18 protein-coding genes are annotated in these 26733 nt (G+C 46.7%); 8 read left to right on the plus strand and 10 right to left on the minus strand.

The genetic code is table 11. The features are described from left to right. On the plus strand, positions 1-194 hold a 194-nt coding region (locus ABW391_RS21805; RefSeq protein ID WP_353484035.1), incomplete at its 5' end, for a hypothetical protein. Here ABW391_RS21805 and ABW391_RS21810 read toward each other — a convergent pair. Next, positions 154-1638, minus strand: coding sequence for a peptide MFS transporter (locus ABW391_RS21810; RefSeq protein ID WP_353484036.1), 1485 nt, complete (start codon positions 1636-1638; stop codon positions 154-156). The genes ABW391_RS21805 and ABW391_RS21810 overlap by 41 nt on opposite strands. Before the next feature lie 278 nt (positions 1639-1916). On the opposite strand from ABW391_RS21810, the gene ABW391_RS21815 reads away from it, so the two are divergent. Continuing rightward, the gene (locus ABW391_RS21815) at positions 1917-2741 is read left to right on the plus strand and encodes an Omp28 family outer membrane lipoprotein (RefSeq protein ID WP_353484037.1); all 825 of its coding nucleotides are present in this window, start codon (positions 1917-1919) and stop codon (positions 2739-2741) included. 85 nt (positions 2742-2826) lie between these two features. On the opposite strand, the gene ABW391_RS21820 is transcribed toward ABW391_RS21815, so the two are convergent. The 7 genes from ABW391_RS21820 to rho all read right to left on the minus strand — a co-directional run bounded on the left by ABW391_RS21820 (position 2827) and on the right by rho (position 11833). Beyond that, the gene (locus tag ABW391_RS21820) at positions 2827-3597 is read right to left on the minus strand and encodes a zinc ribbon domain-containing protein (RefSeq protein WP_353484038.1); all 771 of its coding nucleotides are present in this window, start codon (positions 3595-3597) and stop codon (positions 2827-2829) included. A 12-nt stretch (positions 3598-3609) separates the two neighbouring features. Further along, positions 3610-4425, minus strand: coding sequence for a Nif3-like dinuclear metal center hexameric protein (locus ABW391_RS21825; protein ID WP_353484039.1), 816 nt, complete (start codon positions 4423-4425; stop codon positions 3610-3612). 2 nt (positions 4426-4427) lie between these two features. Continuing rightward, positions 4428-4898: a type II toxin-antitoxin system VapC family toxin gene (locus tag ABW391_RS21830; RefSeq protein ID WP_353484040.1), complete on the minus strand. Its 471-nt coding sequence runs from the start codon at positions 4896-4898 to the stop codon at positions 4428-4430. Continuing rightward, a complete protein-coding gene (locus ABW391_RS21835) occupies positions 4888-5139 on the minus strand; it encodes a hypothetical protein (protein WP_353484041.1) in 252 nt (83 codons plus the stop codon). The genes ABW391_RS21830 and ABW391_RS21835 overlap by 11 nt, the downstream gene beginning before the upstream one ends. Before the next feature lie 127 nt (positions 5140-5266). Further along, positions 5267-8500 (minus strand): S41 family peptidase, encoded by a 3234-nt coding sequence (locus ABW391_RS21840; RefSeq protein WP_353484042.1) that lies wholly within the window; start codon positions 8498-8500, stop codon positions 5267-5269. Between the two features lie 69 nt (positions 8501-8569). Then, positions 8570-9625 (minus strand): DNA polymerase beta superfamily protein, encoded by a 1056-nt coding sequence (locus ABW391_RS21845; protein ID WP_353484043.1) that lies wholly within the window; start codon positions 9623-9625, stop codon positions 8570-8572. A 114-nt stretch (positions 9626-9739) separates the two neighbouring features. After that, positions 9740-11833, minus strand: a complete 2094-nt coding sequence (rho, locus tag ABW391_RS21850; RefSeq protein ID WP_353484044.1) for a transcription termination factor Rho — start codon at positions 11831-11833, stop codon at positions 9740-9742. Between the two features lie 508 nt (positions 11834-12341). On the opposite strand from rho, the gene serS reads away from it, so the two are divergent. The 3 genes from serS (at position 12342) to rpmH (ending at position 14710) form a co-directional block, all read left to right on the plus strand. Beyond that, positions 12342-13619 carry a serine--tRNA ligase gene (serS, locus tag ABW391_RS21855; RefSeq protein ID WP_353484045.1) on the plus strand — a complete coding sequence of 426 codons (1278 nt, stop codon included), beginning with the start codon at positions 12342-12344 and terminating at the stop codon, positions 13617-13619. A 120-nt stretch (positions 13620-13739) separates the two neighbouring features. Then, complete coding sequence (gene frr / locus ABW391_RS21860; RefSeq protein ID WP_353484046.1) at positions 13740-14306, plus strand: ribosome recycling factor; 567 nt, start codon at positions 13740-13742, stop codon at positions 14304-14306. Between the two features lie 248 nt (positions 14307-14554). Next, positions 14555-14710, plus strand: a complete 156-nt coding sequence (gene rpmH / locus ABW391_RS21865; RefSeq protein ID WP_353484047.1) for a 50S ribosomal protein L34 — start codon at positions 14555-14557, stop codon at positions 14708-14710. Positions 14711-14809: 99 nt separating this feature from the next. Here the strand turns inward: rpmH and ABW391_RS21870 are convergent, their stop codons facing one another. Continuing rightward, positions 14810-16624 carry a tetratricopeptide repeat protein gene (locus tag ABW391_RS21870; protein WP_353484048.1) on the minus strand — a complete coding sequence of 605 codons (1815 nt, stop codon included), beginning with the start codon at positions 16622-16624 and terminating at the stop codon, positions 14810-14812. Positions 16625-16726: 102 nt separating this feature from the next. Next, positions 16727-17077, minus strand: a complete 351-nt coding sequence (locus tag ABW391_RS21875) for a VanZ family protein (RefSeq protein ID WP_353484049.1) — start codon at positions 17075-17077, stop codon at positions 16727-16729. Positions 17078-17722: 645 nt separating this feature from the next. Between ABW391_RS21875 and ABW391_RS21880 the strand changes: the two genes are divergently transcribed. The 3 genes from ABW391_RS21880 to ABW391_RS21890 all read left to right on the plus strand — a co-directional run bounded on the left by ABW391_RS21880 (position 17723) and on the right by ABW391_RS21890 (position 26564). After that, positions 17723-21376: a carboxypeptidase regulatory-like domain-containing protein gene (locus ABW391_RS21880; RefSeq protein ID WP_353484050.1), complete on the plus strand. Its 3654-nt coding sequence runs from the start codon at positions 17723-17725 to the stop codon at positions 21374-21376. 66 nt (positions 21377-21442) lie between these two features. Continuing rightward, entirely contained in the window at positions 21443-25453 is a 4011-nt protein-coding gene (locus tag ABW391_RS21885) for a hypothetical protein (RefSeq protein ID WP_353484051.1), read from the plus strand. A 67-nt stretch (positions 25454-25520) separates the two neighbouring features. Continuing rightward, positions 25521-26564 (plus strand): PorV/PorQ family protein, encoded by a 1044-nt coding sequence (locus tag ABW391_RS21890; RefSeq protein WP_353484052.1) that lies wholly within the window; start codon positions 25521-25523, stop codon positions 26562-26564. Positions 26565-26733: the final 169 nt, after the last annotated feature.

Genomic DNA, 26733 nt, shown 5'->3' on the forward strand with positions numbered 1-26733 from the left:
AGGAAGTCGAACGGTTCATTTCAAGTGAGCTTTCTATTCAAAAGCCTCTCAAAAAATCGGGAATTAATTTTTTGCGTCATATTAAAATTCAAACACCGGATAAGTCCAGGTCAGACCATCCGGTGTTTGTATGTATTGCTATGGGAATTACTGTTAGTTCACATTGCCCATCCACTTCTTCAGGATGGGGTTGAAAACGATGAACAATACCCCGGAAACAAACGCGAAGATGACTACCGACATAAAAAGCCCTGGCATTTGACTTGGATTTTTTACATCAACCCCTCCGGCAAACAAACCTGCAATCAGGTTGCCGAGGGATGCCCCAACAAACCAGATGCCCATCATCTGACCAACATAGCGTTTGGGAGAAAGCTTGGTCGTTGCACTCAATCCGACAGGACTCAAGGTCAATTCTCCGATGGAGTGTAAGAAAAAGGTAAACCACAGCCAGCCCATTCCTACTTTGGTACCTGTAGCGGCAATCTGTGCGGCAAAATACATGACCACAAAGCCCAGACCCATCAAGATAATCCCGATACCAAATTTGATGGGGGTATTGGGATTAAGGTTTTTGGCGGCCAACTTGACCCAGATCCAGCCTACAATTGGCGCAAACAAAATGATCACCAGGGAGTTGGCGGTTTGCAACATCCCGGCCGGCATTTCCCAGGTACCTACCATTCGATTGGTGAAATCCTGGGCGAAAAGATTCAACGAAGAGCCTGCTTGTTCAAAGCCCGACCAAAATAGTGCAGCACCAACAAAAAGAAAGAAAATGACCAGCACTTTTTTCAATTCATCGGGGTCTAATCCTCCTGCTACGATGATGTACAAAAAGTAAAACAAAGTAATAACTACGATGACAACCCCTACAGCTTGGGCAATGCCTGTTGCTGTAGTCAGATCAATGACATGTGTATATTGCAAGATCACCAAAAATACCACCAAAGCGAGGGCTAAAATTCCCGCTAAGGACGAATTGGCTTTGCGCAATCCTTTCTTTTCCTTGGTTTCTTCCTTGAGCTTGGGGGTTAAGCCCAGGTCATTTAAGCTGCCTTGGGTCAATCTGAATTGAATCAGTCCTATAAACATCCCAATCGCAGCAGCGCCAAAGCCCCAGTGCCAGTTGTAGGTCGCAAGAATTGGAACTGCAATCTGTCCAAAAAATGAACCTAGATTGATGCCCATATAAAAGATGGAAAATCCTTGATCCCGACGTGCACCTCCTTCGGGGTAAAGATCGCCAACAATACTGCTGATGTTGGGCTTGAGTAAACCCGTTCCAGAGGCAACAAATACCAATCCCAGCACAAAAATGCCCGGACTGCCCGGTATGGCCAGAATAAGGTGGCCAATCATAATCAGGATGCCTCCGTACCAAATGGCTTTGCGCTGTCCCAAAATATTGTCGGCAAGCCAACCTCCAGGCAAAGTCAAAAGATAGACGCCTGCTGTATACAAACCATAAATCGCACCCGCATTTTGGGGATCTATCCCCAAGCCCTTGTCGGCAATTGTGGCGGTCATAAACAGAATCAAAATGGCACGCATTCCATAGTAAGAAAAACGCTCCCACATTTCGGTAAAAAATAGGGTGGACAAACCCGCGGGGTGTCCAAAAAATCCTTTGTTCATACGTTAACCCGTAAAATGTCAGTAAATTTTTTGCATAAAGATGCTACTGCTCAACAGACAGTAGACCTGCTGCTAAAGATAGGAATATTCAAGTATTTACCTCAAGAAATGCCTGAAATCACCCATTTTGTCGGCAGATGCCCTGGAATTGGCCTTTGGACTGGTTTCAGAAATACCTTTAAGAAGTCAAGGTGGGGACAAAACGGGGGAAATTCGCAGGGTTCATTGGCTTTTGACCCAAAAATAGTTGAATTTTGACCAGAATTAAAGACCATCATATGCGCCCTTTCCTTATTTCGCTTTTGTTCGCTTTTGCTTTTTTTGCTTGTGAAGAAATTCCGCCCGTAATTACGCCGCTTGAACCCGGCAACAACTCGGGCAATGTCAAGCGTCGGGTGTTAATTGAAGAGTTTACAGGCGTGCGTTGCGTGAATTGCCCAGCAGGTACCGTTGAAATACTCAATCTGCGGGAATTGTACAAAGACCAATTGATTTCGGTAGGCATTCATGCCGGGTCATTCTCCCCACCTTATCCCGATAGCAAGTATGATTTTCGTACCCCTGAAGGAGACGGCATCATCAATTTATTGGTTAAACCCCTGGGTTATCCTTCAGCAGTGGTTAACCGGAAATTATTCGATGGAGAGTTTTTCTTGCAGCTTGGGCGCTCGCAATGGCCAGGTTTTATCGCCCAGGAATTGGCCATTCCTCCTGTAGTAGAGGTATCTCTAAGTACAACCTACAACGCCATTACCCGAGGGTTACAGGTCAATGTGGAGGTTGAATCTTTGCAAAGCTTGCCACAAGAAGACATTCGACTCAGTGTGATGCTCACCGAAGACAATATTGTAGATGCTCAACTCACGCCTGACGGCAAAACCAGCACTTATTCCCATCGGCATAATCTGCGAGACATGCTCACCCCTTTTGATGGAGAACCGATTGGTACAGACTTGAAAAGCAAAAAGAAAGCAACGCGTACTTATCCTTTTTTTATACCTGCTGCCTGGATTGAAAAAAATTGCAGTGTGGTGGCTTTTGCCCATTTGGGAGGGAGCAAACTGGACATTTTGCAGGTAAGTGAAGTAAAAGTGATCAAATAGATCATTTTACTTTTGGCTATAAAAAAATCGTGACCAGCACTGAAGCACTGATCACGATTTTTTTGTAACAAAATATTTTTTGCGATTACGCGCCTACTTCAGCGTGTTCCGCAATTTTATCACCTGTAAGGATCAAGTCGTCTACCAGAATCCGGCCACAGTGTTCGCAAGCGATGATTTTCTTGCGCATGGAAATTTCCAATTGCACTTGGGGTGGGATTTTGTTGAAGCAGCCACCACAAGAATCGCGTTGAACCGTAACCACGGCCAAGCCGTTGCGGTAAGAGGAACGGATTTTATCGTAAGCTTTGATCAGGCGCTCTTCGATGTGCTCCCGGGCTGCATTTGATTCGGAGCGCAGGGCATTCTCTTCGTGCTCAGTTTTTGAGATGATCTCGTTGAGCTCGACTTGTTTGGCTTCCAGATCAGTTTTCTTCTTGTTCAGGCGCTCTTCCGTATTGGCCTGGCTTTCTTCCTGCTTGGCAATGTCCATTTTGGACTGCTTGATGCGTTTTTCATCCAATTGGATATCAAGGTCTTGCATCTCCAATTCCTTGGTCAGCGCCTCGTATTCCCGGTTGTTCTTTACGTTATCGAGTTGCGTCTTGTATTTGATCTTCAAAGCTTCCGCTTCCTTGATATTGGCAACGTAGCGGGACATTGTGGTTTGTAGTTCTTTAACGCTGTTTACCGTCTTTTCAAGGCGGGTTTCCAAACCAACGATATCATCCTCCAAGTCACTTACTTCCATGGGCAGTTCGCCCTTCAACACCTCAATTTCACCAATTTGAGCGTCGATGAGTTGGAGCTGATAAAGCGTTTTTAGCTTTTCTGCTACAGTAATTTCGTTAGCCATGTTTGGTTGTTGTTAAAAATAATGAACGGGATTGGTATTCACGCTCGTACAATAGGGCGCAAAGTTACTATATTTTTTTGAAATAATCTCGTACAATAAATCGATGGTAAATTGCTCACTTTCATAATGTCCAATATCAGCAATGACAATTTGGCCATCGGCGTCAAAAAACTCGTGGTATTTGTAGTCGGCAGTTACAAAAAAATCTGCACCAGCAGCAATCGCTCGGGGCAATAAAAAGCCACCAGCACCACCGCATACAGCGATGGATTGGATCATCCGACCACGCAAGGGTGTATGTTTGATGCAGCCCACTTTCATCGTATCTTTCAACAGTTGCAAAAAGTCGTACTCGGTCATGGATACAGGTAATGCGCCAATCACTCCTGAACCTACTTCGGGGTCAGGCGCGGGCAAACCGTTTTTGAGCAATGGCTTTTGTGCCAGGATGCGGGTATTTTCCAGCCCCAGTTTTTCGGCAATTTTTCCATTGACGCCGTTGCGGAGTACATTGTCCAGGTTGGTATGAATGGCGTAAAGTGCCACCCCTTCCCGAATGGCCTTGATCACCACCCGCTCTACGTAATTGCGGCCAGTCAATCGTTTCAAACCCCTGAAAATAATGGGATGGTGCGATACAACCAGATTGCAGCCTTTGGCTACTGCTTCGTCAATAACACCTTCGGTTGCGTCAAGGGAAATCATCACCCCGGTAATCTCAGTCTGCGGATCTCCAACCAATAACCCAGAATTGTCGTAGTCTTCCTGGTAATGGGAAGGTGCGATGGTTTCGAGGTAGGTGGTGAGTTCATGGATGGTTGGATGCATAATCAGAGCGAATTCTCGTATGTACTAAGTTCACTAAAATTGCCAAAAAGAACAATACCTTCTGAAGAACAAGCATCTTTGAAATCTGGATCATGGCTTGCCAAAAATTTAATCTCATAGGTTTTGCAAATTGATAAAATGAGCGCGTCGTTAGGTAAAAGATTGTAAGCCTCCATAAGTTTAATGCTCAAAGCACCCATTGTAGGATGATCTTGAAGCCATTCGAACTGCTTTAAAAAAAAAGTAGGATCTTTAATAGCAATAACACTCTTTACTCCATTTGACATTTTGATGCTTAATGGAGATTTCCCTCCAAAAACGCCCAAATGATGGAATAGGTATTCGCTAACTACAATCTGACTGATACAGGGAAACCATAAAGAATTACCAACAATATTTTCAAAAAAATCAATGTGGTTGCCTTTACGATATTCAATAAGAGTTGAACTATCAAGGAAAATTTTATTGTTCATAAACATCGTACTTCGAGATGTTTAAATCAGGATACGGTGCATCCCCTTTGAACTGTCTGAAGAGTTGTAAACGCTTATTTTCTAACGAAGGATGTTCATTAGCCTCAGAGATAGAGTTGATAGGCTCTGCTTCCTTTTGTTGCAAAAACATAAGGTATTCAAGATAGGTCTCAACTTGATCAAGGTATTTTTGATCAAGTTGAAGTAACATTCTTTCAATGGTATTAAAGTGGGCTGACATTGAATCTCCGTTTTTACAAATTTAAGGGTTTTCTGCTCAAAAAACAAACGCTTTTCAAGCCATACCATGTAAATGATGAATGAAAAATAATTATATTCATCCATCATTTACACGATAGATTCCCATATTATTTACCCGGCCTCTTGTACCGAATCGGTGCCGCTGGCTCCGGTTTCAAAACAACACCTTTGGTCTTCATCAGGTTCAAAGCTTCTTGTACGGCGCGCTCCAATTGGGGGTCGTTGCCTTTCACCACCGAGGCAGGCGCTTGCTCTACCTGAATATCTGGTGGGATGCCTTCTCCTTCAATTGCCCATTTGCCATCGGCATCATAGAATCCACCGCGAGGAGCAACCATGCGCCCACCGTCGATAAATCCTGGCGTATCGGCGGTATGCACCAAGCCACCCCAGGTACGTGTACCCACAAGTGGTCCCAGGTTCATTTGCTTGAACAAGTAGGGGAGGAGGTCTCCACCCGAACCTGCTCTTTCGTTGATGATCATCACCTTTGGCCCCCAGATGCCCGCTTGCGGCTGGGTAAATGGGCGATGGCCTTCCACCCGACTGTTGAAATACCCCAGCAATTGCCGGCCCATGATGTCTACCATGTAGTCTGCTGCCGAGCCACCGCCGTTGTTGCGCTCATCAATTACTGCCCCTTTTTTGTCTTGCTGCGCAAAATAATAGCGGTTGAAATAGGTAAAGCCAGGGTTGCCCGTATTGGGCACATACACATAAGCCAATTGGCCTTTGGAAAGAGAATCCACCTTGCGGCGGTTGCCTTCTACCCAGTCTCGCGAGCGCAATGGGCCCTCATTGGCCAAAGGAATGACGGGTACCAACCTGCTGCCTTCCTGGCTTGGTGATTGATTGAGTCGCAGTTTGATTTGTTTATCGGCAGTGCCTTCAAACAAGCTGAAGAAATTCAGTGGCGCTTTGAGTGCTTTTCCGTTGACCTCCAAAATATAGTCGCCTACTCGGGCATCGATACCCGGCGTTGCCAAAGGTGCCCGCAAATCGGGATTCCAACTTTCGCCAGTATAAATTTTGGCAATCCGGTACATTCCATTCACTTCTTCGATATCGGCACCAAGTAAGCCTACCGGTACAGTTTTTACATCCGGAAAATCGCCTCCACTGGTGTAAGAATGCCCAACGGATACCTCTCCGCCCAGAATGTCCACCACATAGTTCAGGTCGGTGCGGTGTTTGACGTGATCGATCCAGGGGCGGTACCACTTGTATACCTCGTTCCAGGGTGCGCCGTGGGTATTGTCGACGTACAGGAAATCGCGTTGAAAACGCCAGCCTTCCCTAAAAATCTGTGTCCATTCTGCTTGCGGATCTACCTGGGTTTGCAGATTGAGGGTCAATTTGCCATCGCCCATTTTAGGAATGCCATCGGTTTTGACAATTCCCCAGGAGCCAGCGCCATTGTACAACAGTTGCTTGCGGTCATGGGAAGTAACGGCAGAATTGACCGGACTGAGGAAAACTTCCGTCTTGCGGTCTTTGAAATTGTAGCGGTGCAGGGTCGTGCCCTGCTGATTGGGCACTGCTTCCTGATAAAAAACGTAGTCTTTGAGCCCTGCAATCAAACTGGTGTAGTTGCGCAAAGGCACATTGACGGGCAAAATCCGCTGTTGAATGCCGTCAATGTCAACGTTGACGGCAATTGCGGCGTCTTTTGCACCAGCTTCAGCCTTGGTTTCCGTTTTGGCCTCTTCTTCATCGCTTTTGGGCAAAAATGGTGAGGCATCTTTTTTGGACAACACTACTGCATACAAACCTCGATTGACTTGATTGCTGTACGCACTCATATCCAACCAGGAACTGCTCAGGGCGTAATCGGTACTGGCTAAAAAGTACAGGTACTTGCCTCCCGCATCCCAAACCGGGGTAATGGCATCGGCCATCCCATCGGTGATTTGGTAGCTTTTCCCGGTTTCTGTATTGTAGAGGAAAATGGCTTTGTACAGGTTATTCAACAACCTTGAATAGGCAATCCACTTGCTATCAGGCGACCAACTGGGGTTCATCGTGCGCACTACATGGGCATAAGGCTCGCTGTCCACTTTTTTGATGGCACCACTGGCTACTTCAATGTACCAAAGCCGCAAGTGGGTATCGGTATAAGCAATGAATTTGCCATCGGGCGACCAGGCCGGACGGAAGAAAAAAGTAGGTTTTTCAATGGCGATGGCCCGGGGCTTTTCTAAACCTGCCTGATCACCGATCATCAGTTGGTATTCGCCGCTGGCATCGCTGAACCAGGCAATTTTTTGGCCATCAGGCGACCAGGCGGGGTAGCGATCAGCTGCGCCGCTCGACTGGGTGAGGTTGCGCCAATCGCCATTTTCTTTGGGTACCGTGAAAATCTCGCCCCGATGCTCAAACAAGGCGCGTTGCCCGGTGGGCGAAAGCGAGGCATTGAGCAGGCCCGTAGCAGGTACATCCTCCCAACGAGGGCGGGCGTAGTTGAGGTCAGCATTGACCTGAATGTTCAATTGTTTGGCTTTGCCCGATTGTGGATCCAACAAGTGCAAATAGCCACCTTGCTCATAAACCAGTCGGTCGGCACAGGCGTCGATGCTTTTTACATCAAAATCCTTGTGAAAAGAGATTTGCTTCAGGTCTTTGCTCTTGGGGTCAAAACGCCAGACATTGTTGGCATAATCGCGCTCGGAGAGGAAATAGACCTGCCCTTTGTACCATACCGGATCGGTGTGCCGCTCGCGGTCGGTTTGCGGCGTTTGGATCAAGGAAAAATCCTTAAGGTTGACAATCCAGATGGGTTGTGCCTGTCCGCCCCGGTAATTGCGCCATTCTGGATCCCAAAAAGTGATGGGCTGATAGGCGGCGTATTGGCCATCTTCGGAGATTTCACCAAAAGAGGCTTGCGGAATGGGCAGCATTTTTTCAAAGCCACTTTCGGCGGAAATGCTGTAAAACTGATTGATGCGCGTAGGCACACCCGCTCGGCCCGAGCGAAACAGCACCGATTTGCCATCGGGCATCCAGCCTTGTACCACATCATCGCCAGGATGCCAGGTCAGACGTTTGGGAGCCCCTCCTTCGGTGGGAATGACAAATACATCGGTATTGCCATCGTATTGCCCGGTAAAGGCGATGCTTTTGCCGTCAGGCGAAAAATGTGGAAAACTTTCGGTGCCCTCATGGGTGGTCAGGCGATGGGCTTCACCGCCTTCTCGGTCTACAAGCCAAAGGTCGTCGGCGTACACAAAAACGATCTGCTTGTCGCTAACGCTGGGCTGCCGGAGCAGGCGGGTGCCCTGGGCAATGGCGATTCCTTGGGTCAAAAAAAGGCATAGAATTGCCAGCTGTATTGGGTGCTTCATTGGTTAGGTAATTGAATGGATAGGAAAGTTAGGGAAAAAGTTGGGATCCAATAGTAGCTTTCAGTCCATTTAATAAAATTCCTCCCGCACCTCATACAACAACGCCTCAATCTTCTCCTGATTCGGCGTATCTGGTAAAGTACAGGTTTCGTACAATTCGTTGATGTGGGCAATTTTTTCCTCCGCTTTTGCAATCAGATCTTCGTACATAAAATCCCCCCTTCGGATAGCCAATAGCTCTTCCCGATTGAGGCGGCGAACGATTACTTTGCCTTCGCTCAAAATTTCAGCAGCCATATCCAGCAAGCGGAAGGTATGCATCATGTTCTTGGTATCGTAATTTTTGCCGTGCTCCAGGGTGTTTTGGTAGCGGGCTTCGTTGCGCAATTTCACCCAGTCCCAGTATTCGCGGTAGCTTCGGCAATAGGTCGAGTAGCCATCTTTGTTGAATGACAGGATGGCCATCGGGCTGGAACCCTTCGGTACGCTGCTCAATGCCACTTCATTGGCGCTTTCTTTTTGGATGATGCCGCTGAAGCCCAAATCTCCATTGTGATCATAAAAGAGGGCGTAAATGTCTCGCATGTTGGCAATATTGACCAGGCCGCACTGTTCTTGCCGGAGCTGGTTTTCAGCCAACCAATTCAATAAGGGCTGAGAACCCTGATTTTTGACGACATAACAAAAGTGCAGCGGTGTTTTGCGCTCCGGTTCTTGCGGGTTGTGGATCTTTTTGTTCAGGCCCTTGGCTTTTTTGATTTGGGTAATGGCGTAACCAGCAAAGGTATCTCGACACAATTTGGACAAAAAATCGTCGGGTTGAAACCGCTCAAAGAGGGGATGCCGATACACGACGCAATCACTGGGAATGTTCAGCATTTCCAGGATGTTGGGATTGTTTTTGCACAGCAGCTCCCCAAAACGGCGCAGTTCGTAAAACACCTCGTCATTGGTGGCACTGTTCACCTGATCGGTGTAGTACAAGCCATAAAACTTCTTTTTGGGTAAAATAAACACGCCTCGGTAATCGGTGTCGGATCCAGGCACATCCAGCCCATAAGCTCGGCTGCCGCTGATGCCCTCAAGCAATAAATGATTGGATTGGCGAAGTTCTGCTAAATTCATAGTAGCATAAATATAAAAAAGGCTTTGCAGTTATCTCTAACCACAAAGCCTTTATTATCGTTCCGTAGGATTGAGCCGTCTTTTCAACTTTTCAACCCCAAACTATTTAACTCATTATCCGTTCATCGACAGCAAGAACTCGTCGTTGCTGCTTGACATATTCATGTGCTTGCGCAGGAACTCCATGGCTTCTTCCGGCTTCATGTCCGAAAGGTGGTTGCGCAGGATAAACATCCGTTGTAGGGTATCTTTGTCCAAAAGCAGGTCATCGCGGCGGGTACTGGATTTGGTAAGGTCGATCGCAGGGAAAAGGCGCTTGTTGGCCAAACCGCGATCTAGTTGCAATTCCATGTTGCCGGTACCTTTGAATTCTTCAAAGATTACGCCGTCCATTTTCGAGCCAGTATCAATCAAGGCCGTTGCCAAAATCGTCAACGATCCGCCCCCTTCAATGTTCCGGGCTGCGCCGAAGAACTTCTTGGGTTTGTGCAATGCGTTGGCTTCCACACCACCCGAAAGTACCTTGCCAGAGGCAGGTGCAACGGTGTTGTAAGCGCGGGCAAGACGGGTAATCGAGTCGAGCATGATCACTACGTCGTGGCCACATTCTACCAGGCGCTTGGCTTTTTCAAGTACAATGCCTGCAACCCGCACGTGGTTTTCAGCTGGTTCGTCAAAGGTAGAGGCTACGACTTCCGCATGAACACTGCGTTTGAAGTCGGTAACTTCTTCCGGGCGTTCATCCACCAATAGTACGATGATGTAACACTCGGGGTGGTTTTTGGCGATGGCGTTGGCCAGGTCTTTCAACAAAAAGGTTTTACCCGTTTTTGGCTGAGCCACGATCAAGCCCCGCTGTCCTTTACCGATGGGGGTAAAGAGGTCGATCATCCGGTTGCCAATATTTTTGGAACCCGGGGCACTGATCAAGCGCAATTTCTCCGTTGGAAACAAGGGCGTCAAGTAATCAAAAGGTACCCGATCACGGATTTCCTGAGGATCACGGCCATTGATTTTTGATACCCGCAAGAGGGCAAAATACTTTTCTCCTTCTTTCGGAGGGCGAATCGCGCCACAAACCGTATCTCCAGTGCGCAAACCAAACAACTTGATCTGTGAAGGAGAAACATAAATATCGTCGGGAGAAGTCAAGTAGTTGTAATCGGCAGAACGCAGGAATCCGTAGCCATCGGGCATCATTTCGAGGATACCTTCCCCTTCGATGATACCGTCCAACTCAATGTCGAAACGTTCTGTTTCTTGGGTGTAATCTTCGAATTCTTCTGCGGCTGGCTGACGGCGCTCTGGAGCATCTTCAAAACGTCCAAGATCGCGTTCTCTTTCTGGCTCGCGTTCTCTTTCGCGCTCTGGTTCGCGGTCACGGTCACGAGGATCGCGGTCTCTGTCACCGCCACGGTCGTAGCGGTCGCGGTCGTCGCGACTAGGGCGTTCGTTGCGGTCACGTTCAAAGCGAGGAGTCCTTTCCTGACGATCACGGTCATTCCGTTCTGGCCGATCATCACGCGTGGGGCGGTCATCCCGCGTGGGGCGCTCATCACGGGTAGGCCGCTCATCCCTAGCTGGGCGTTCGTCCCTTACCGGGCGCTCATCGCGGCTAGGTCTTTCGTCACGGACTGGACGCTCATCCCTAGCTGGGCGTTCGTCCCTTACCGGGCGCTCATCGCGGCTAGGTCTTTCGTCGCGGACTGGACGCTCATCCCTAGTTGGACGCTCATCTCTAGGCCGCTCTTCGCGTTCGTTTCGATCGCGGGTGCGTTCCAGGCGAGGCATATCGCGATCACGACGCGTAAGTGCCTGTTGTTGTTCTAATTCTTCGCGGGTTACCCTGCGACGGGTTCGTTTGTTGCGATCTGCTGCATCATCGTCTTCGTCTTCCTCCCCTGCGGGTGGCTGTTTAGAAGTTGAGTCGTCAGGGGTGGTTGAATTGGGAACGAAGACTTTGTCATCATCCGGGCGGTACAACTCATTTTGGAATTGTTCCCGGCTGGTGATGCTGGCGGGAATATCAAGATCTTCTCCTGGCTCGAAAGCAGGGCGCTCCGAACCTTCAGCAAGGGCCTGGTAATCCAGAATTTTGTAAACGAGTTCTTTTTTGTTGAGTTTTCGGTAGCCCTGGATGCCCAATCGTTCGGCGAGCTCTCTCAGTTCTGGCACCAACATGTCGTTCAATTGCAAAATATCGAACATAATTGAAAAGGCTTCTTTTGAAATTGAAGCAGAAGCCATGGCTTGCTTGCTTCGAGACTTGGTAAATGAATGTTATTTGAAAAGTTAATACAATCGTGGCAGATGTGGGTGGAGATAGCGGAATCAAAAAAAACAAGTGTTTGAATTTTGATACGTAACCCTAAAAATTGGTAGATGGCCAGTAAAAAAGATAAACTTGCTTACCCGTTACTAGTCATTGACCGGTAGACACCGAATTATTCTTGTGTATAGCAAAATCAGAAGTTGTCCTCCTCTCAAAACCCTTAAAAACGAAATTTATTGTGTGTTTAAGGAGGTATAGTGGAGGACTGTGCAGCTCTTTACGAAGTAGGAAAACACCAAACTTATGTGCTATAGAAAGAAAGAGGTGTGCTGTTATGCCACAAAAATACATTTATTTTTAATTCCACGCACTATCTTTGTAAAAAAGTAACCATTAAAGTTTTTAACAGAACTTTGCCATTACCTTTCAAGCACCACGCCTACTATGTTACAAGTAAATTTTATCCGAGCCAACAAGGAGCGCGTCTTGGCCGGGTTGAAGAAAAGAAACGCCAAAGAGGATCTTTTTCAGGCCATTGAATCGATTCTCGAGCTCGACGAAGCCCGCAAAAGCCTTAAAACAGAAATGGACATGGTCAATGCCGATCGCAATCGCCTCTCCGCTGAGATTGGTGGGTTGATGAAGCAAGGCAAAAAAGACGAAGCCGAACAATTTCGCAGCCAGGTAGCTGGATTGAAGGATCGTTCTGCTGAAATTGAAGACCAACTGAAAGCAACTGAAGATCAGCTCACCCAACAACTTTATACGATTCCAAATATTCCGCACGAATCAGTACCAGAAGGGATCACTCCAGAAGACAACGAAATTTTTCGTCCTGGGCCAGAACCGCTACCCGATTTGGGTGAAGGTTCATTGCCGCACTGGGAGTTGGCCGCCAAATACAAAGTTTTTGACCTCGAATTGGGTGTAAAACTCACTGGTGCTGGCTTTCCAGTATACCGAGGCAAAGGAGCAAAACTGGAACGTGCGCTGATCAACTTTTTCCTCGATGAAGCAAGTGCGGCCGGATATGAAGAAATCATTCCTCCTTTAATGGTCAATGAAGATTCTGCGCGGGGAACCGGACAGTTGCCCGATAAAGAAGCGCAAATGTACCACGTAACCCTGGATAACCTCTACTTAATCCCTACCGCTGAGGTGCCGGTTACGAATATCTACCGCGATGAGATTCTTGATGTTGCTGCCTTGCCAATCAAAATGACTGCTTATACGCCATGCTTTCGCCGGGAGGCTGGTTCATATGGCGCACATGTACGTGGATTGAATCGCGTACACCAGTTTGACAAAATCGAGATTGTACAAATTGTTCGTCCCGATAAGTCGTATGAAACCCTCATGGAAATGTTGGAGCACGTAGCTGGATTGCTCAACAAATTGGGTTTGCCTTTCCGCATTCTGCGCTTGTGTGGTGGAGACATGGGCTTTACTTCTGCACTTACGTTTGATTTTGAAGTATGGAGCGCCGCACAAAAGCGCTGGTTGGAAGTAAGCTCAGTATCCAATTTTGAGACTTACCAGTCGAACCGGATGAAAATGCGTTTCCGCGAGGGCAAAGACATGCATTTGGTACATACGCTTAATGGTAGTGCTTTGGCACTCGCACGGATTGTGGCGTCCATTATGGAAAACAATCAAAGCCCAGAGGGAATTGTTATTCCTGAAGTGTTGCGCAAGTATACTGGTTTTAATTTGATAGATTGATTTCTGGGCATTCGAACCAGGGAAAGGCAGAAAAAGGAAAAATGCATTTCATTTCCTTTTTCTGTCTTTTCTTTTTCAGTAATTTTCACAATTTTTGCACTCGCAATAAAAAATACTCGTATGACGCAAGAGGAAATTGATCTAATTATGGAAGTTGCGGAGGAGCAAATGGACAAAGCCCTGACGCACCTCAAAATCGAATTGTCAAAAATCACCACTGGTAAAGCGAATCCAGCAATGGTTACTGGCTTGTCGGTCAATTATTACGGTTCTCCTACTCCGCTGAGTCAGGTGGCCAATGTAAGTACCTCAGATGCCCGTACCATCGTCATCCAACCTTGGGAAAAGTCCATGCTGGGACCGATTGAAAAATCGATCTTTGAAGCAAATCTGGGCGTAACACCCATGAACGATGGCATCATTATCCGTTTGTCGATTCCGCCGCTTACGGAAGAACGTCGCAAGGATTTGGTCAAGCGTTCGGCTGGCTTAGGGGAAGAAACCAAAGTTGGAATCCGTGGTGGCCGTCGGGATGCGATTGAAGAAATCAAGAAGGCCGTAAAAAATGGTTCTCCTGAAGATTTGGGAAAAAGAATGGAAGAAGACATCGACAATCTTGCAAAAAAATACATTGCCCAATCAGATGAACTGATCAAGGTGAAAGAAAAAGACATCATGACCGTCTGAGTTAAGGGCGATAAAAAAATAAGTGTTTCATTTTGACAAAGGATTAGATGAGTAAACGGTTCATTTTAAGTTTCTTATCTAATCCTTTGGCTCAGTGAAAATGAAACACTTATTTTTGCCCCACTACTAAGATCAGAATTAACACGGCAAGAAGTTTTTTATAGGATTAAAGATTTGGTCATTACCAAATTAACTCCTACTTTTGCCCCACTTTTTTAAGAGCCGATGGCACAATAAATGCAAATAAAATGAAAAGGACTTTTCAACCTTCCCGTCGTAAGCGTGCCAACAAGCACGGCTTTCGCACTCGTATGAGCTCGAAGAATGGCCGTAGAGTATTGGCAGCACGCCGTGCAAAAGGTCGTCACAAGCTGACGGTTTCTGACGAAAAACGTCTGAAATAATGATGAGTTGTGAATGGTGAGTTAGGAGTGCTGAATGAAGACCAAGAAGATTTACTTCTTCTTCACTGTTCATCACTCCTAATTCACCGCTCATCACTCCTATTGAATTTTATCTCCACGCAGGAGTCTGTAACGTTTTCTCGCCTCTACCGCAAAGGTACTTCCTGAAAAATCAATGAACAGTCGCTCGAACAATTTCGAAGCTTTGACTTTGTCATTGAGCTGATTTTCATTCTCGTACAATTCGGCCAACGCGAAAAGTGAATTGTCGGCGCGAATCTCATCAGGGTAATTCTCCAGGATCATTTCGTACATTTTTCCAGCCTGAACATAATCGCGTTTTTTGGCAAATACTTTTGCTTTCAGGTACCAGACATCATCTTCTAACGAGTTATTGGGGAATTCCTTGATCAAACTATCCAGTTTGCTGAATGCTTCATTGAATCGATTTTGAAAAATCAGCATGTCCGCTTCAGCATAAAATCGGAGGGCGCGTTCGGTGGTATCCATATTCAGGTTGTCGCTGATAAACACCGACATGTCCAAGGCATCATTGGAAATCAATTTGGCCGTAGACGCTTTTAAAATGTCAAACTGGGTTTGGGCCCATTCAAAATCCCCGGAATAGTAAGCAAGGCGGGCATTGCGAAAACGCGCTTCATGCCCCAGAATGTCGTCTTTGTAGGCTTTATCTACTTGTGAATACAACAAAGTAGATTCCCAAACCTCCGTTTTCATTAAGTAATAATCGCCCAAATTCAGTTTGGCCTGGCCCAGCATGGACGCGCTTATTCCCGGGAGCGTAATCAATTCGGATAAGAGGGCAATTGATTTGTCCAGATTGTTGAGGTAAATGGCTTCCAAATCGGCAAACTCCATGATGAGTGAGGCAGAATTTCGGTTTTTCCCATATTCATTGATGAACGCTTCGTATTGTTTTTCGAGGGCAGTCAGCTCTTCTTTGGTAAAATTGTACCCTTCTACAATTTTATTTCGACGGCAGCGCAGGTATTCTTGTTTTGAATCGGTGACAAAAAGGTTACCCGCCCCTTTATCGATCACATATTGGTAGGCGTCAATGGCTACATCATAATCTTTGTCGTTGGCAGCAATTTGCGCCAATTGGTAAACCCTCAAACCGTCTCCTTTCTGTTGTTTATCCAGGGCACGAACCTGACGCAGGGCATTTTTGTAATCTTTTTTTTGCAAGAATACCCAAGCCAGCATGTCAATGTATTGAATGGAACCTGCATTGCTGGAACTTTGGATGCGGTCGTACAATTGCTGTTGCAACACATTCATGTCTTCAGCGGAGAGGTAGCGCTGAAAAATACTCTTGATATTGTCTACGCGCTCGGGGTAAGCATCCAGGCTGTTGAGGTATTGTTCAATCATTTTGCCTACATCCCCTTTGCGGCGGTACAAATCGGCAAGGCTGTACGAAAAAAACTGCCGATCATTGAGCATGGTCGCTCCTTTTTCATAGGTTTCTACAGCCAGATCGTATTTGTTGGCAGCACTGAATGCATTGGCCAATTTGCTTACGGCATAGCGGTCTTTAGGGAGTTGATCAATGGCTTTGCGGTATTGTTTTTTGGCATCCTCTTCTTTGCCTTGTTGTTCGTACATGCGGCCATAATTGACGTACAAGCGGCTGTCGCTGGGGCGCTTGCGGATTTGTTTTACAAGACTGCGCTCCAAATCTTCGTACCGCTGCAATTCCATCAGGCATTCCGTGTACCGGTCAAAATAGTACTCATTGTCGTTGTCTTGGGCATACAATTTTTCAAAAAGCACTACGGCTTTTTCAAACTCTCCATCAGCCAAGTATTGTTGAGCCAATTTGGCATCTTGCGCCATTGCCCATCCCATCCAAAGCAGCAGCATCGCTACCAGTAACCACATCTTTCTCATTGGTACCGCTTAAGTTTAATTTGTAAAATAGTAAAGCTAAAGATAAAAGAATGACTCATAAAAAAACGATTTGAGGTGTCGATGTGTTGATGTCCGACCGAATTATTTGCGCTTGAAAGGCAAAATACCTGAAAAGTAAGGAAAAAGAGCCACTCCGATCAAGCATCCAACCAGGTTGGCCACCATGTCTAATACATCAAATTGACGTCCATAAAAAAAGGCATACTGTAGATATTCGATACAAATACCGTAACCCGTTCCCAACAGAACAGGGCCATAGGGTTTTCGGAAGCCGTACTGTAAAAAGAAAGCCAATAATGCATAAGCCCCGGCATGGCCAATTTTATCGGGTTGAATGCCCCACCAAGGTTGTGGAAGTCCTATTTGGGGATGAGCAGAAAGGTAGAGGATAATTAACGCCCAAAAAAGCGCAGGAAGCAACGTACGAAGCATTTATATGAGGTTTTGATCGCTCTAAAGTAGGTCAAATCCTGGAGTTGAAGATCACAAAACTTACAATTTTTGGTTAAAAAGTGTCAGCTTCTGAAACTTTTTTTGCAACGGATTAGGAACAAAACATCTTTTGGCAAAAAAAGATGCCACGCAAAACTGCGTGGCATGCCAATACGGATTAGTATGAAAAAACTCTCTTAAATTCTTGCACATAAGTTCAAGAAAGGGTTGTTGGGTTAATGCTCAACAATCCATTCTTTTTTTGTGCTGACTTGAAAAAAAGCAAGGCAGTGCTTACAGATGTAAACGTTGGAAATATTTGGTCGGTTATAAGCCAGAAAAAACTGTAACAACCCGAGTTTGAAAACTCGTTGGAAGGCCGTTATTGTTCAGTTAAATCAAAGCTCTCAGGCAAGTCAGCCGGATGATTATACAGTTAAAGACGATAAAGCGTGTCAAAAGTTGCATGTAAGTTGGGATTTTTTTCGGTCTCTTCGAGCAATTATCGACAAAATGCAGGAATGTTGCTATAAACGCTAAAACCGTAAACAGAAAAACAGGAATTGTCGGACATTATCAGATGAACTTTTTAATAAAGTCTTAACTTTATCGCCATTCTAACTTCTAGTGGAAAACACCCTGCATATGATGCATAAATTACTCCTGTGTTGTTTATTGTTGTTTGGCATTGCAACGCTGTCTTACTCCCAGACTTCTTTAAACGGTAAAGTCACCGATAAAGAAACCAAAGAGCCCGTTTCTTTTGGTTCGGTTGCACTGTTTAAAAATGGCGTACAACTTACCGGTACGGATTCGGATGAAAAAGGCAATTTCAACTTTCCCGATATCGACCCCGGAACCTATGATGTGCAGGTTTATCTCCTGGGATACAAAGAAACCCGCATTGCCAACATCAAAGTATTGGCCGGTAAGGCCAATAAAGTAGAGATTGAAATGGAGTCTCAAGGTGGAATCGTGCTGGATGCGGTAACCATCACTCAATACCGTACCCCTTTGATCGAACAAGACAACACCACTTCTGGTGCCGTCATTACCAGCGATCAAATTCGCCACCTGCCTACCCGCAACATCAATGCGCTGGCAGCTACTTCGGCAGGTTTGGCCTCTTCCGATGAAGGCAAAGCTCTTACGGTTCGCGGTTCGCGTACCACAAATACCGACTATTACATCGACGGTATTCGGGTACGGGGCAATTTGATTCCTGAAACCGAAATCGAACAACTCCAGGTAATCACTGGAGGGATGGAAGCCCAGTATGGCGACGTAACTGGAGGGATTATTTCCATCACGACCAAAGGCCCAGCAAATACATTTACAGGTGGTGCCGAAGTCGAAAGCTCCAAATACCTCGATAAATTCAGCAATACGCTGGCAGGCATCAACCTGAGTGGCCCGATCATCAAAAGTAAGAAAGGCCATTCATTACTAGGTTACCGCTTTTCCGGGCGCTATACCGATCAATTGGACGATAACCCTTCCGCAGTTCCCCTTTATCAAGTAAAACCTGATAAACTGAAAGAATTGGAAGCCAATCCAATCATTAGAAAAGATGGTTCTCTTTTGGTCAATGCTGATTTTTTAAATGAAGAGGATGCCAATACCTTGCGTACTCGCCCGAATGAGCGATACACCCGAGTTGACGTTACGGGAAAGTTGGATGCGCGATTGACCAAAGCCATCGATGTATCTTTTAGTGGATCTTATGCTGATGAAAAAGACAATTTCACACCCGGTGGCTGGCGCTTGCTCAACAGTCAAAACAACCCAGTTAGCAACAATACTTCTTACCGCAGCGTATTTCGTTTCCGGCACCGCTTGGGTGGATCTGGTGGTGGAGCCAACCAAAGCAATAGCACTGGACTGATTCAAAATGCCTCCTACACCTTGCAATTTGGGTATGAAAAAACCAAAGGAGACGTTGCCGACTCCCGCCATGGACAAAACTACTTTGACTACGGTTATGTGGGCAAATTTGACATTGAATGGGTGCCCACCTTTAGCTTTGTTTTTGACCGGGCTACGCAGCAAAATGTGTTGCAACACACCGATTATCGTCAAGTATTAAGAGGTTACAACGCTGGGACGGCCAATCCGGTGTTGGCCAATTACAACAACGTAATGGGTTTGACGGCCAATGAAACCATCAATTCCCAAATCGGGCGGATCTTTATCCCAGGGGTACAAGATGCTGGATCGGTAATTGCTTTGACTAATTTTGTGGCACCCAATGGACAAATTTCTGATGTGTTCACCTCTTCATGGGGGTTCAATAGCAATGTCGGCTCGATTTACAACCAGGCCAGCTTTAGCAATGGCGACCTCTATACTTTTCACGGACGTACCAATTTTGACCTAGTGCCAGGAAACTCCGACCAAGGCCGACACAACATTCAGCTCGGGTTTATTTACGAGCAACGCACTGACAGAGGTTACATCGTAGCTCCTCAGACCCTCTGGAACATTGCCCGCCAACAAGCCAACAACCACATCCTTGGTATTGTAGATGGTGCTGCAAACATTGGTACCATCTCAGACACGGTGAATGGTCAGCCGTTGAATCTGAACCTTCGCCAGTTGTCTATTGCGCAAAACGAAGACAACAAGTTTTACCGATCCATCCGCGCCAAAAACAACATTCCGCTGACTGAATATGTCAACGTGGATGGAATGGATCCTCGGGATCTCAGCCTGAGCATGTTTTCTGCCAAAGAACTCAATGATCAGGGCATCATCCGCTATTTTGGCTACGATTACCTTGGCAAGCCTTTTGATGGGACGTTCAACGATTTCTTTACCGCAACCGATGCCGATGGCGTACGTACTTTTCCAGTAGCTCCCAATCGCCCAATTTATTCTGCCTTTTATATCCAGGATAAATTTACGTTCCGCGACATCATCTTCCGTTTGGGTTTACGCGTAGATCGCTACGATGCCAATACCAAAGTGCTAAAAGATCCTTATTCCTTGTATGAAATCATGGGTGCAAGTGAATACCACGACCAGTTTGGAAGTACTCGCCCAGGCAGCATCGGCGATGATTACAAGGTTTACCTCAACGATGCTGGAACTGCTGTACAGGCCTATCGGAATGGCGACCAATGGTACCGCCCTAATGGCACTCCGGTCAACAGCCCGATCGAGATTTTCTCGGGTGGTTTGGTTTTTCCTAAGTACAAAGATGAAAATGCATCCAAGGTTTCGAATTACATCAAATCGCGTGATTTCAACCCCGATGCCTCCTTCGAAGACTACAAAGCGCAAATCAACATTATGCCTCGTTTGGCCTTTTCATTTCCAATTTCTGAAGACGCCAACTTCTTTGCGCATTACGATATCCTGGTGCAGCGGCCTGCAACCAACACCCTGGCCACAGCCGTAGATTATTTCTATTTTACGGACAATCCTGGGGCAATCAAAAACAACCCCAACCTCAAGCCAGAACGTACGATTGACTATGAAGTAGGCTTTCAGCAAAAACTGACTGAATCATCCAAACTGAAAGTTTCTGCGTATTACAAAGAAATCCGCAACTGGATTCAATTGCGTACTTTCTTCCCTGTGCCCATCATCACGCAGTACACAACTTACGATAACCTGGATTTTGGTACGGTAAAAGGATTTAGCTTTGAATACGAGCTGCGCCGCACTTCGAATGCTACGCTCAATGCGAACTACACCTTACAGTTTGCAGACGGAACGGGTTCTGATGCCAACTCACAGCGAGGCTTGACGAGTCGGGGCAACTTGCGCACGCTTTTTCCTTTGAACTATGACGAGCGCCACCGCCTCAACCTCAATTTTGATTACCGCTTAGATCCTGGACAGGCCAATGTGCCCAGATTTTTGGCCAATACCGGATTCAACCTTCAGGCAATTGCTGTTTCAGGCCGTCCTTACACGGCTAGACGAACGCCTCTTGAATTGGGAGGATCCCAAACCATTGGCTCGATCAACGGTGCCCGCAAACCTTGGACTTTCACGCTCAATGCACGGATTGATAAGACTTTTGTCTTTGAAAAAGGAGCAGGCTTGAACGTCTACTGCCGGGTTTCCAATCTCTTGGATAGAAGAAATGTACTCAACGTGTATCCTGTCACAGGATCTCCAACGGATGATGGTTTTATTGAATCTGCCAATGGACAGGACAAGCTGCGCAATATTGAGAATTCTGCCCGTGAAGTTCAATCTTACCTGGCTTCTTATCAATGGGCGATTCTTAATCCAGGCTTCTACACTTTGCCTCGGAGAATTTACATCGGAGCCATTTATAATTTTTAAGCAGAATCGTACTTGGTTCATAATGCTCAAAGACACAATATTTTGACTAGTAAATATTTATCGAATATGCGACATTTGAAATCCTGGCTGTTGGCCCTTTGTGGATTGGCTTTACTGAATACCTCAGCACTGGCTTATCACACCGGGAAAAACAATCCAAAAAGACCAACTCCAGCCAAGCCGGAGCTGCGTTATTTAGAGGATTGCAACAATGCCGTGGCCCAGATTGATCAAGCCATCAATAACGTACGCGCACGCCTCACCACTGGCGGAGACGTGTGGTGGGACAGCAATGATGGACGCTATGTAGTGCCCAAAGTAGCTCCCGGTCTCCCTGAAGTTTCCTCCATTTTTGCCGGTGCCGTTTGGCTGGGTGGAGTAGACCCTGCGGGAAACCTGAAATTGGCTGCCCAGACCTACGGCCGTTCCGAACGCCAATTTGATTTTTTTCCCGGCCCGTTGAACTCCAATGGTAAAACGAACAAAGAGACTTGCTCAAAATGGGATCGTTTTTTTGTAGTCAAAGGGGAAAGCATTCGGGAGCATTTGCGCAATTGGAATGCGGCAGTAAAAGCAGGCAAATCCTATAACCCTGATCAAATTCCTAGGGATATAAAAGGTTGGCCGGCTTCAGGCAACGAGTTTTTTGAAGAAATTCACGGCTTTTCGTTGCCCTCAACCCGACAGGGTTTGGCCGGTTTTTGGGATCAGGATGGAGATGGTAATTACAATCCGGATTTAGGCGATTTCCCGGTTATCGAAGTGCGGGGTTGTTTGGACAAGCCCCAGTTTCCTGACGAAATGATTTTCTGGGTCTACAACGATGCTGGAAACATTCACGCAGAATCAAAAGGTGACCCCATCCAGATGGAAGTACAGGTACAAGCCTTTTCCTACGCCACCAATGATGAAATCAACGACATGACCTTTCAGCGGTATAAGTTGATCAATCGCGCGGTAGAAAGTATTGATTCTACCTATTTCGCCATGTGGGTTGATCCCGATTTGGGTTGCTTTACCGATGATTACGTTGGCTGTGATACTTCCCGAAGCCTGGCCTTTATTTACAACGAAGACGCGCTGGATGGCACCACGGGTTGTACCTGCAACGGCGCAGTGAATACCTATTGTGATGAAATTCCTCTACTGGGGATAGATTATTTCCGTGGGCCACTGGATGAAAACGGGGAGGAGATTGGTATGTCGTCGTTTACCTATTACAACAACCAGGCTGTGGGTAGCCCTTCACCGGGTACGACAGACCCCTCGAATGCGCAAGAATATTACAATTATTTATCTGGTTCATGGCGAGATGGTACACCTTTTACCTTTGGAGATGATGCCTACCAGGATGGTGCAGCGATCAAATACGCCTTTACGGATACACCCAATAACACCCGAGGTTGGACGATGTGTTCTGCGGATATTCCTTTTGGCGACCGCCGCACCATTCAAGCTTCTGGGCCTTTCCGCCTCGACCCCGGTGCCTTGAACGAGTTGATCGTTGGAGCAGTATGGGTGGCTGATCAGCAATATCCATGTCCGGATATCTCCAAGTTATTGGAAGCCGATGACATAGCCCAGGCCTTGTTCGACAATTGTTTTGAACTGACCGATGGCCCGGATGCTCCAGACGTAGATTTTATTGAGATGGATAAGGAGATCATTGCGGTGTTTACCAATGATACCATTACCTCCAACAACGCCAGAGAAGCTTACGCACAACGAGGGCTACAGGTTCCTGCTGGGGTAGCCGACAGTTTATTCCGTTTTGAAGGCTATAAGCTTTATCAATTGGCTGGTTCGGATGTATCCGTATCCAGCCTGGAAAATCCTGACAAAGCCCGATTGATTTATCAGGTAGACGTCAAAAATGGAGTAGGCAGGGTATTCAACTGGCGTTCGGTGGATAACCCAACGGGTTCCGACTTTTACACCCCCGAACTGAAGGTAGAGGGCGGCGACCGAGGCATCCAGCATACCTTCCGCATTACCGAGGATCAGTTTGCTTCGGGTGACCGCCGCCTGGTCAACCACAAGAAATACTACTTCCTGGCGGTGGCCTATGCCTATAACAATTACCGCGCTTTTGATCCGAAGCTTATTTTGGGTCAACGCAGACCTTACCTCGAAGGGCGTCGCAACATTGGCGATGGGTTCAATCCTTTCTATACTGTCGTCCCCCGGCCCATTACCGACCGCAATCTGAATGCTGCTTACGGCGAAGGCGCGGTAATAACTCGTTTGGCCGGAGCAGGTACTGGCAACAACTTTTTGGACATAAACACAGACACCCGCAATGCCATCATTCAAGGTACTTTTGCCCAAAAACCAGAAATCACCTACCGCGCTGGTCGCGGGCCAATTGGGGTGAAAATCTTCAACCCACTGGAAGTAAAAAATGGCGAATTTGAATTGCGTATTGTAGACAATGACCTGAACAATGATCGTTTTGATCCTCCCGTACGTTGGGAACTGCGCAATTTGTCAGTAGCCAATAGCCGCGTGATTCGGTCAGAAAAATCCATTGATGACCTCAATGAGCAAATTGTCAAGGAATATGGGTTTTCCATTTCGATTGGCCAAACCAACGAACCAGGTACGGACAAAGACAGTCAAAACGGAAAAATTGGCTACGAAGAAGAATACCTGCGCTCAGGGGCTACCCCCTGGATGTTTGGGATAAAAGATGAATATTCTGGAGGGGTTACCGAATTCGATTCCAAAGTATTCGACTTTGTGGCAACCGGAGATGGAGAGCCAGATCAATTGCTTGATCCTAAAGAAGCGTTGACGAATATAGGCCCTGGTTATTTTGTTCCCTACTTTATCACCAATTTCCGCAACAAAGATAACCAGAGTACACCATACATCACCCCTGCCTGGTCGGACTTATCGGGAGGCTCGTTTTTGCGTACGCAAACCAAGCTTGCTGATGTCAACAACGTGGATATAGTATTCACCTCCAATAAAAGCTTGTGGAGCCGTTGTGTGGTGGTTGAATCCGCCAATCGCTTCTACCCACTGCAAGGCTTTGAAACCGAACGGGCAGCCGGTGAAACCACGATCCGTAGACATTTTGATTTGCGAGGTGGAGCCAACGTCACCAAAGATGATGCCAACAATGACGGTCGACCCGATCCAGAAACCAATCCAGATCCTGCGCTTTCCAGAGTCGGTTTTGGCTGGTTTCCAGGCTATGCCATCGATGTTGAAACCGGACAACGACTCAATGTGTTTTTTGGGGAAAACTCAGTTTACGGCGGTACCAATGACCCATTGATCAACGTTGGGCGAGACATGATGTTTAACCCCAATAATTTGGTCAAAATAGGCAATTCTACCACCGGAAACCTTGGTCCATACTTTGCAGGTGGACAGCATTTTGTGTACGTTATGCGCACCGCTTACGACAGTTGCAAAGTGATGAGCCGCCAGTTGCGCCCCAACAATAGCCCCATCAACAAAGGCCGGGTGTTGAAAGACATTTCCTGGGCTGGCCTGATTTTGCCAAGACCGGGAGTGAACTTCAAATCCTACAAGGATGGTTTGATCCCTGAAGATGTAGTGGTAAAATTGCGGGTGACCAATCCTTATCAAGTGGATCGCCGCACTGGCGTTACGGGCTTCAAAGAGAAAGGATACCCGGTTTACCGCTTCCGCATTGATGGCAAACAAGCCGAAGACTTGAGCCGCCGTGGGGTAGACAGTGCATTGGCCCTGATTAAAATTACGCCAAATCCATACTACGGATTTTCGGACTACGAGGTATCTCAGTTTACCACTACCGTGAAAATAACCAATTTGCCGGCCAAGTGTGTCATTACGATTTACTCGCTGGATGGCAAGTTTATTCGCCAGTACCGCCGCGATGAGGTAGGACAAGCACCCCGAGGCAACAACCGGGCTATTCCACAACAACAGATCACGCCCGACCTGGAATGGGATCTCAAAAACAACAAGAATATCCCCATTTCCAGTGGGGTATACCTGATTCATGTAGATGCCGGAGAACTTGGACAACGTACGATAAAATGGTTTGGTGTCAACCGGAAGTTTGATCCATCTGGACTTTAAGGAAGCAAGAGTCGGGAGTACTTATTGTACTTTCGGCTCTCGCTTCCCCATTAAAACAAACGATTTTATGCAAAAATTATACTTCTCTCTCTTCCTGACCCTTTTTTGTTTTGGCGCAGGCCAGGCAGGTAATCCCGACCGTCAGGGCGAAGCGGGTGCTTACGAATTGCTGATGGATCCTTGGGCCCGTACCGCAGGATTGCACAGCATGAGCACCTCCTTGGTGCGTGGCGTCGAATCCATGAACCTGAACGTAGCCGGGATGGCGCGCATCAATAAGCTGGATTTCGGTTTTGGCAGTACCCAATATTTGCAAGGAACGGGAATCAATTTGAGTTCTGCCGCGGTGTGTGCCAAAGTGGGCAAAAAGAGCGTGATGGGCTTGAGTTTGATGGCGGTTGATTTTGGGGAAATTGATATAACCACCGCGGGCCAACCCGAAGGAACCGGAGGAACCTATTCACCTAGTTTTTTCAACCTGGCTTTTTCTTATGCCCATGAATTTGAAAACAAAGTTTCGGTCGGCTTGCTGTTCCGGGCAGTTTCTGAATCCTTGGCCAACGTATCTGCCTTCGGCTTTGCCATCGATGCCGGGATTCAATACGTAACTGGAGAGCAAGACAATTTCAAGTTTGGGATCAGTTTGCGCAACATCGGTTCACCCATGACCTATCGTGGAGAAGCCCTTTCTATTCAAAGACCCAGCCCCAATGGTGGTTCTTATGACATTACCGTAGACCAACGCGGAGCAAGTTTTGAATTGCCTTCTATGCTGAATATTGGCGCATCTTACGACATTCTGTTTTTGGAAAAACACCGTTTTACCGTTTTGGGCAACTTTACTTCCAACTCATTTTCACGCGACAACCTCGGTGGTGGCGCAGAATATGCTTTTGACGAGCGTTTCGTACTCCGGGCGGCCTACAAAGCAGAGTTGAATGTGGCCGATCCCATCCAAAAGCCCCTTTATACAGGGTTGAGTGCCGGTGGCTCGGTAACTTTCCCTTTGAGCAAAACGGAGAAGAACACCAAAATTAGCGTGGATTATGCTTACCGTGCTTCCAAGGTATGGAGTGGAACACATAACGTTTCGGTACGCATTGCACTTTAGTACATTGAAGGCGAGTTTTTAACACGTTTTTAACGCAGGCAGATTTGTTGTTCAACCTAGGTTTCAGTACCTTAGCAGTAGGGCAAAAATAAGTGATCATTTTTCTTGAGCCATAGGATTAGATAAGACACTTGAAATGAAACGTTTACTTATCTAATCCTCTGGCAAA

It is taken from the genome of Haliscomenobacter sp., assembly GCF_040403615.1.
In the GTDB taxonomy this organism is placed as follows: Bacteria; Bacteroidota; Bacteroidia; order Chitinophagales; family Saprospiraceae; genus Haliscomenobacter.

What these genes read in the sequence shown, in the direction of transcription:
- ABW391_RS21830 (WP_353484040.1), bottom strand. Translation starts at nt 4,898, where the DNA reads ATGAACAATAAAATTTTCCTTGATAGTTCAACTCTTATTGAATATCGT.
- ABW391_RS21885 (WP_353484051.1), top strand. Translation starts at nt 21,443, where the DNA reads ATGCGACATTTGAAATCCTGGCTGTTGGCCCTTTGTGGATTGGCTTTA.
- ABW391_RS21835 (WP_353484041.1), bottom strand. Translation starts at nt 5,139, where the DNA reads ATGTCAGCCCACTTTAATACCATTGAAAGAATGTTACTTCAACTTGAT.
- ABW391_RS21880 (WP_353484050.1), top strand. Translation starts at nt 17,723, where the DNA reads ATGATGCATAAATTACTCCTGTGTTGTTTATTGTTGTTTGGCATTGCA.
- ABW391_RS21870 (WP_353484048.1), bottom strand. Translation starts at nt 16,624, where the DNA reads ATGAGAAAGATGTGGTTACTGGTAGCGATGCTGCTGCTTTGGATGGGA.
- ABW391_RS21840 (WP_353484042.1), bottom strand. Translation starts at nt 8,500, where the DNA reads ATGAAGCACCCAATACAGCTGGCAATTCTATGCCTTTTTTTGACCCAA.
- ABW391_RS21820 (WP_353484038.1), bottom strand. Translation starts at nt 3,597, where the DNA reads ATGGCTAACGAAATTACTGTAGCAGAAAAGCTAAAAACGCTTTATCAG.
- serS (WP_353484045.1), top strand. Translation starts at nt 12,342, where the DNA reads ATGTTACAAGTAAATTTTATCCGAGCCAACAAGGAGCGCGTCTTGGCC.
- ABW391_RS21810 (WP_353484036.1), bottom strand. Translation starts at nt 1,638, where the DNA reads ATGAACAAAGGATTTTTTGGACACCCCGCGGGTTTGTCCACCCTATTT.
- ABW391_RS21890 (WP_353484052.1), top strand. Translation starts at nt 25,521, where the DNA reads ATGCAAAAATTATACTTCTCTCTCTTCCTGACCCTTTTTTGTTTTGGC.
- ABW391_RS21815 (WP_353484037.1), top strand. Translation starts at nt 1,917, where the DNA reads ATGCGCCCTTTCCTTATTTCGCTTTTGTTCGCTTTTGCTTTTTTTGCT.
- ABW391_RS21825 (WP_353484039.1), bottom strand. Translation starts at nt 4,425, where the DNA reads ATGCATCCAACCATCCATGAACTCACCACCTACCTCGAAACCATCGCA.
- rho (WP_353484044.1), bottom strand. Translation starts at nt 11,833, where the DNA reads ATGTTCGATATTTTGCAATTGAACGACATGTTGGTGCCAGAACTGAGA.
- frr (WP_353484046.1), top strand. Translation starts at nt 13,740, where the DNA reads ATGACGCAAGAGGAAATTGATCTAATTATGGAAGTTGCGGAGGAGCAA.
- ABW391_RS21875 (WP_353484049.1), bottom strand. Translation starts at nt 17,077, where the DNA reads ATGCTTCGTACGTTGCTTCCTGCGCTTTTTTGGGCGTTAATTATCCTC.
- rpmH (WP_353484047.1), top strand. Translation starts at nt 14,555, where the DNA reads ATGAAAAGGACTTTTCAACCTTCCCGTCGTAAGCGTGCCAACAAGCAC.
- ABW391_RS21845 (WP_353484043.1), bottom strand. Translation starts at nt 9,625, where the DNA reads ATGAATTTAGCAGAACTTCGCCAATCCAATCATTTATTGCTTGAGGGC.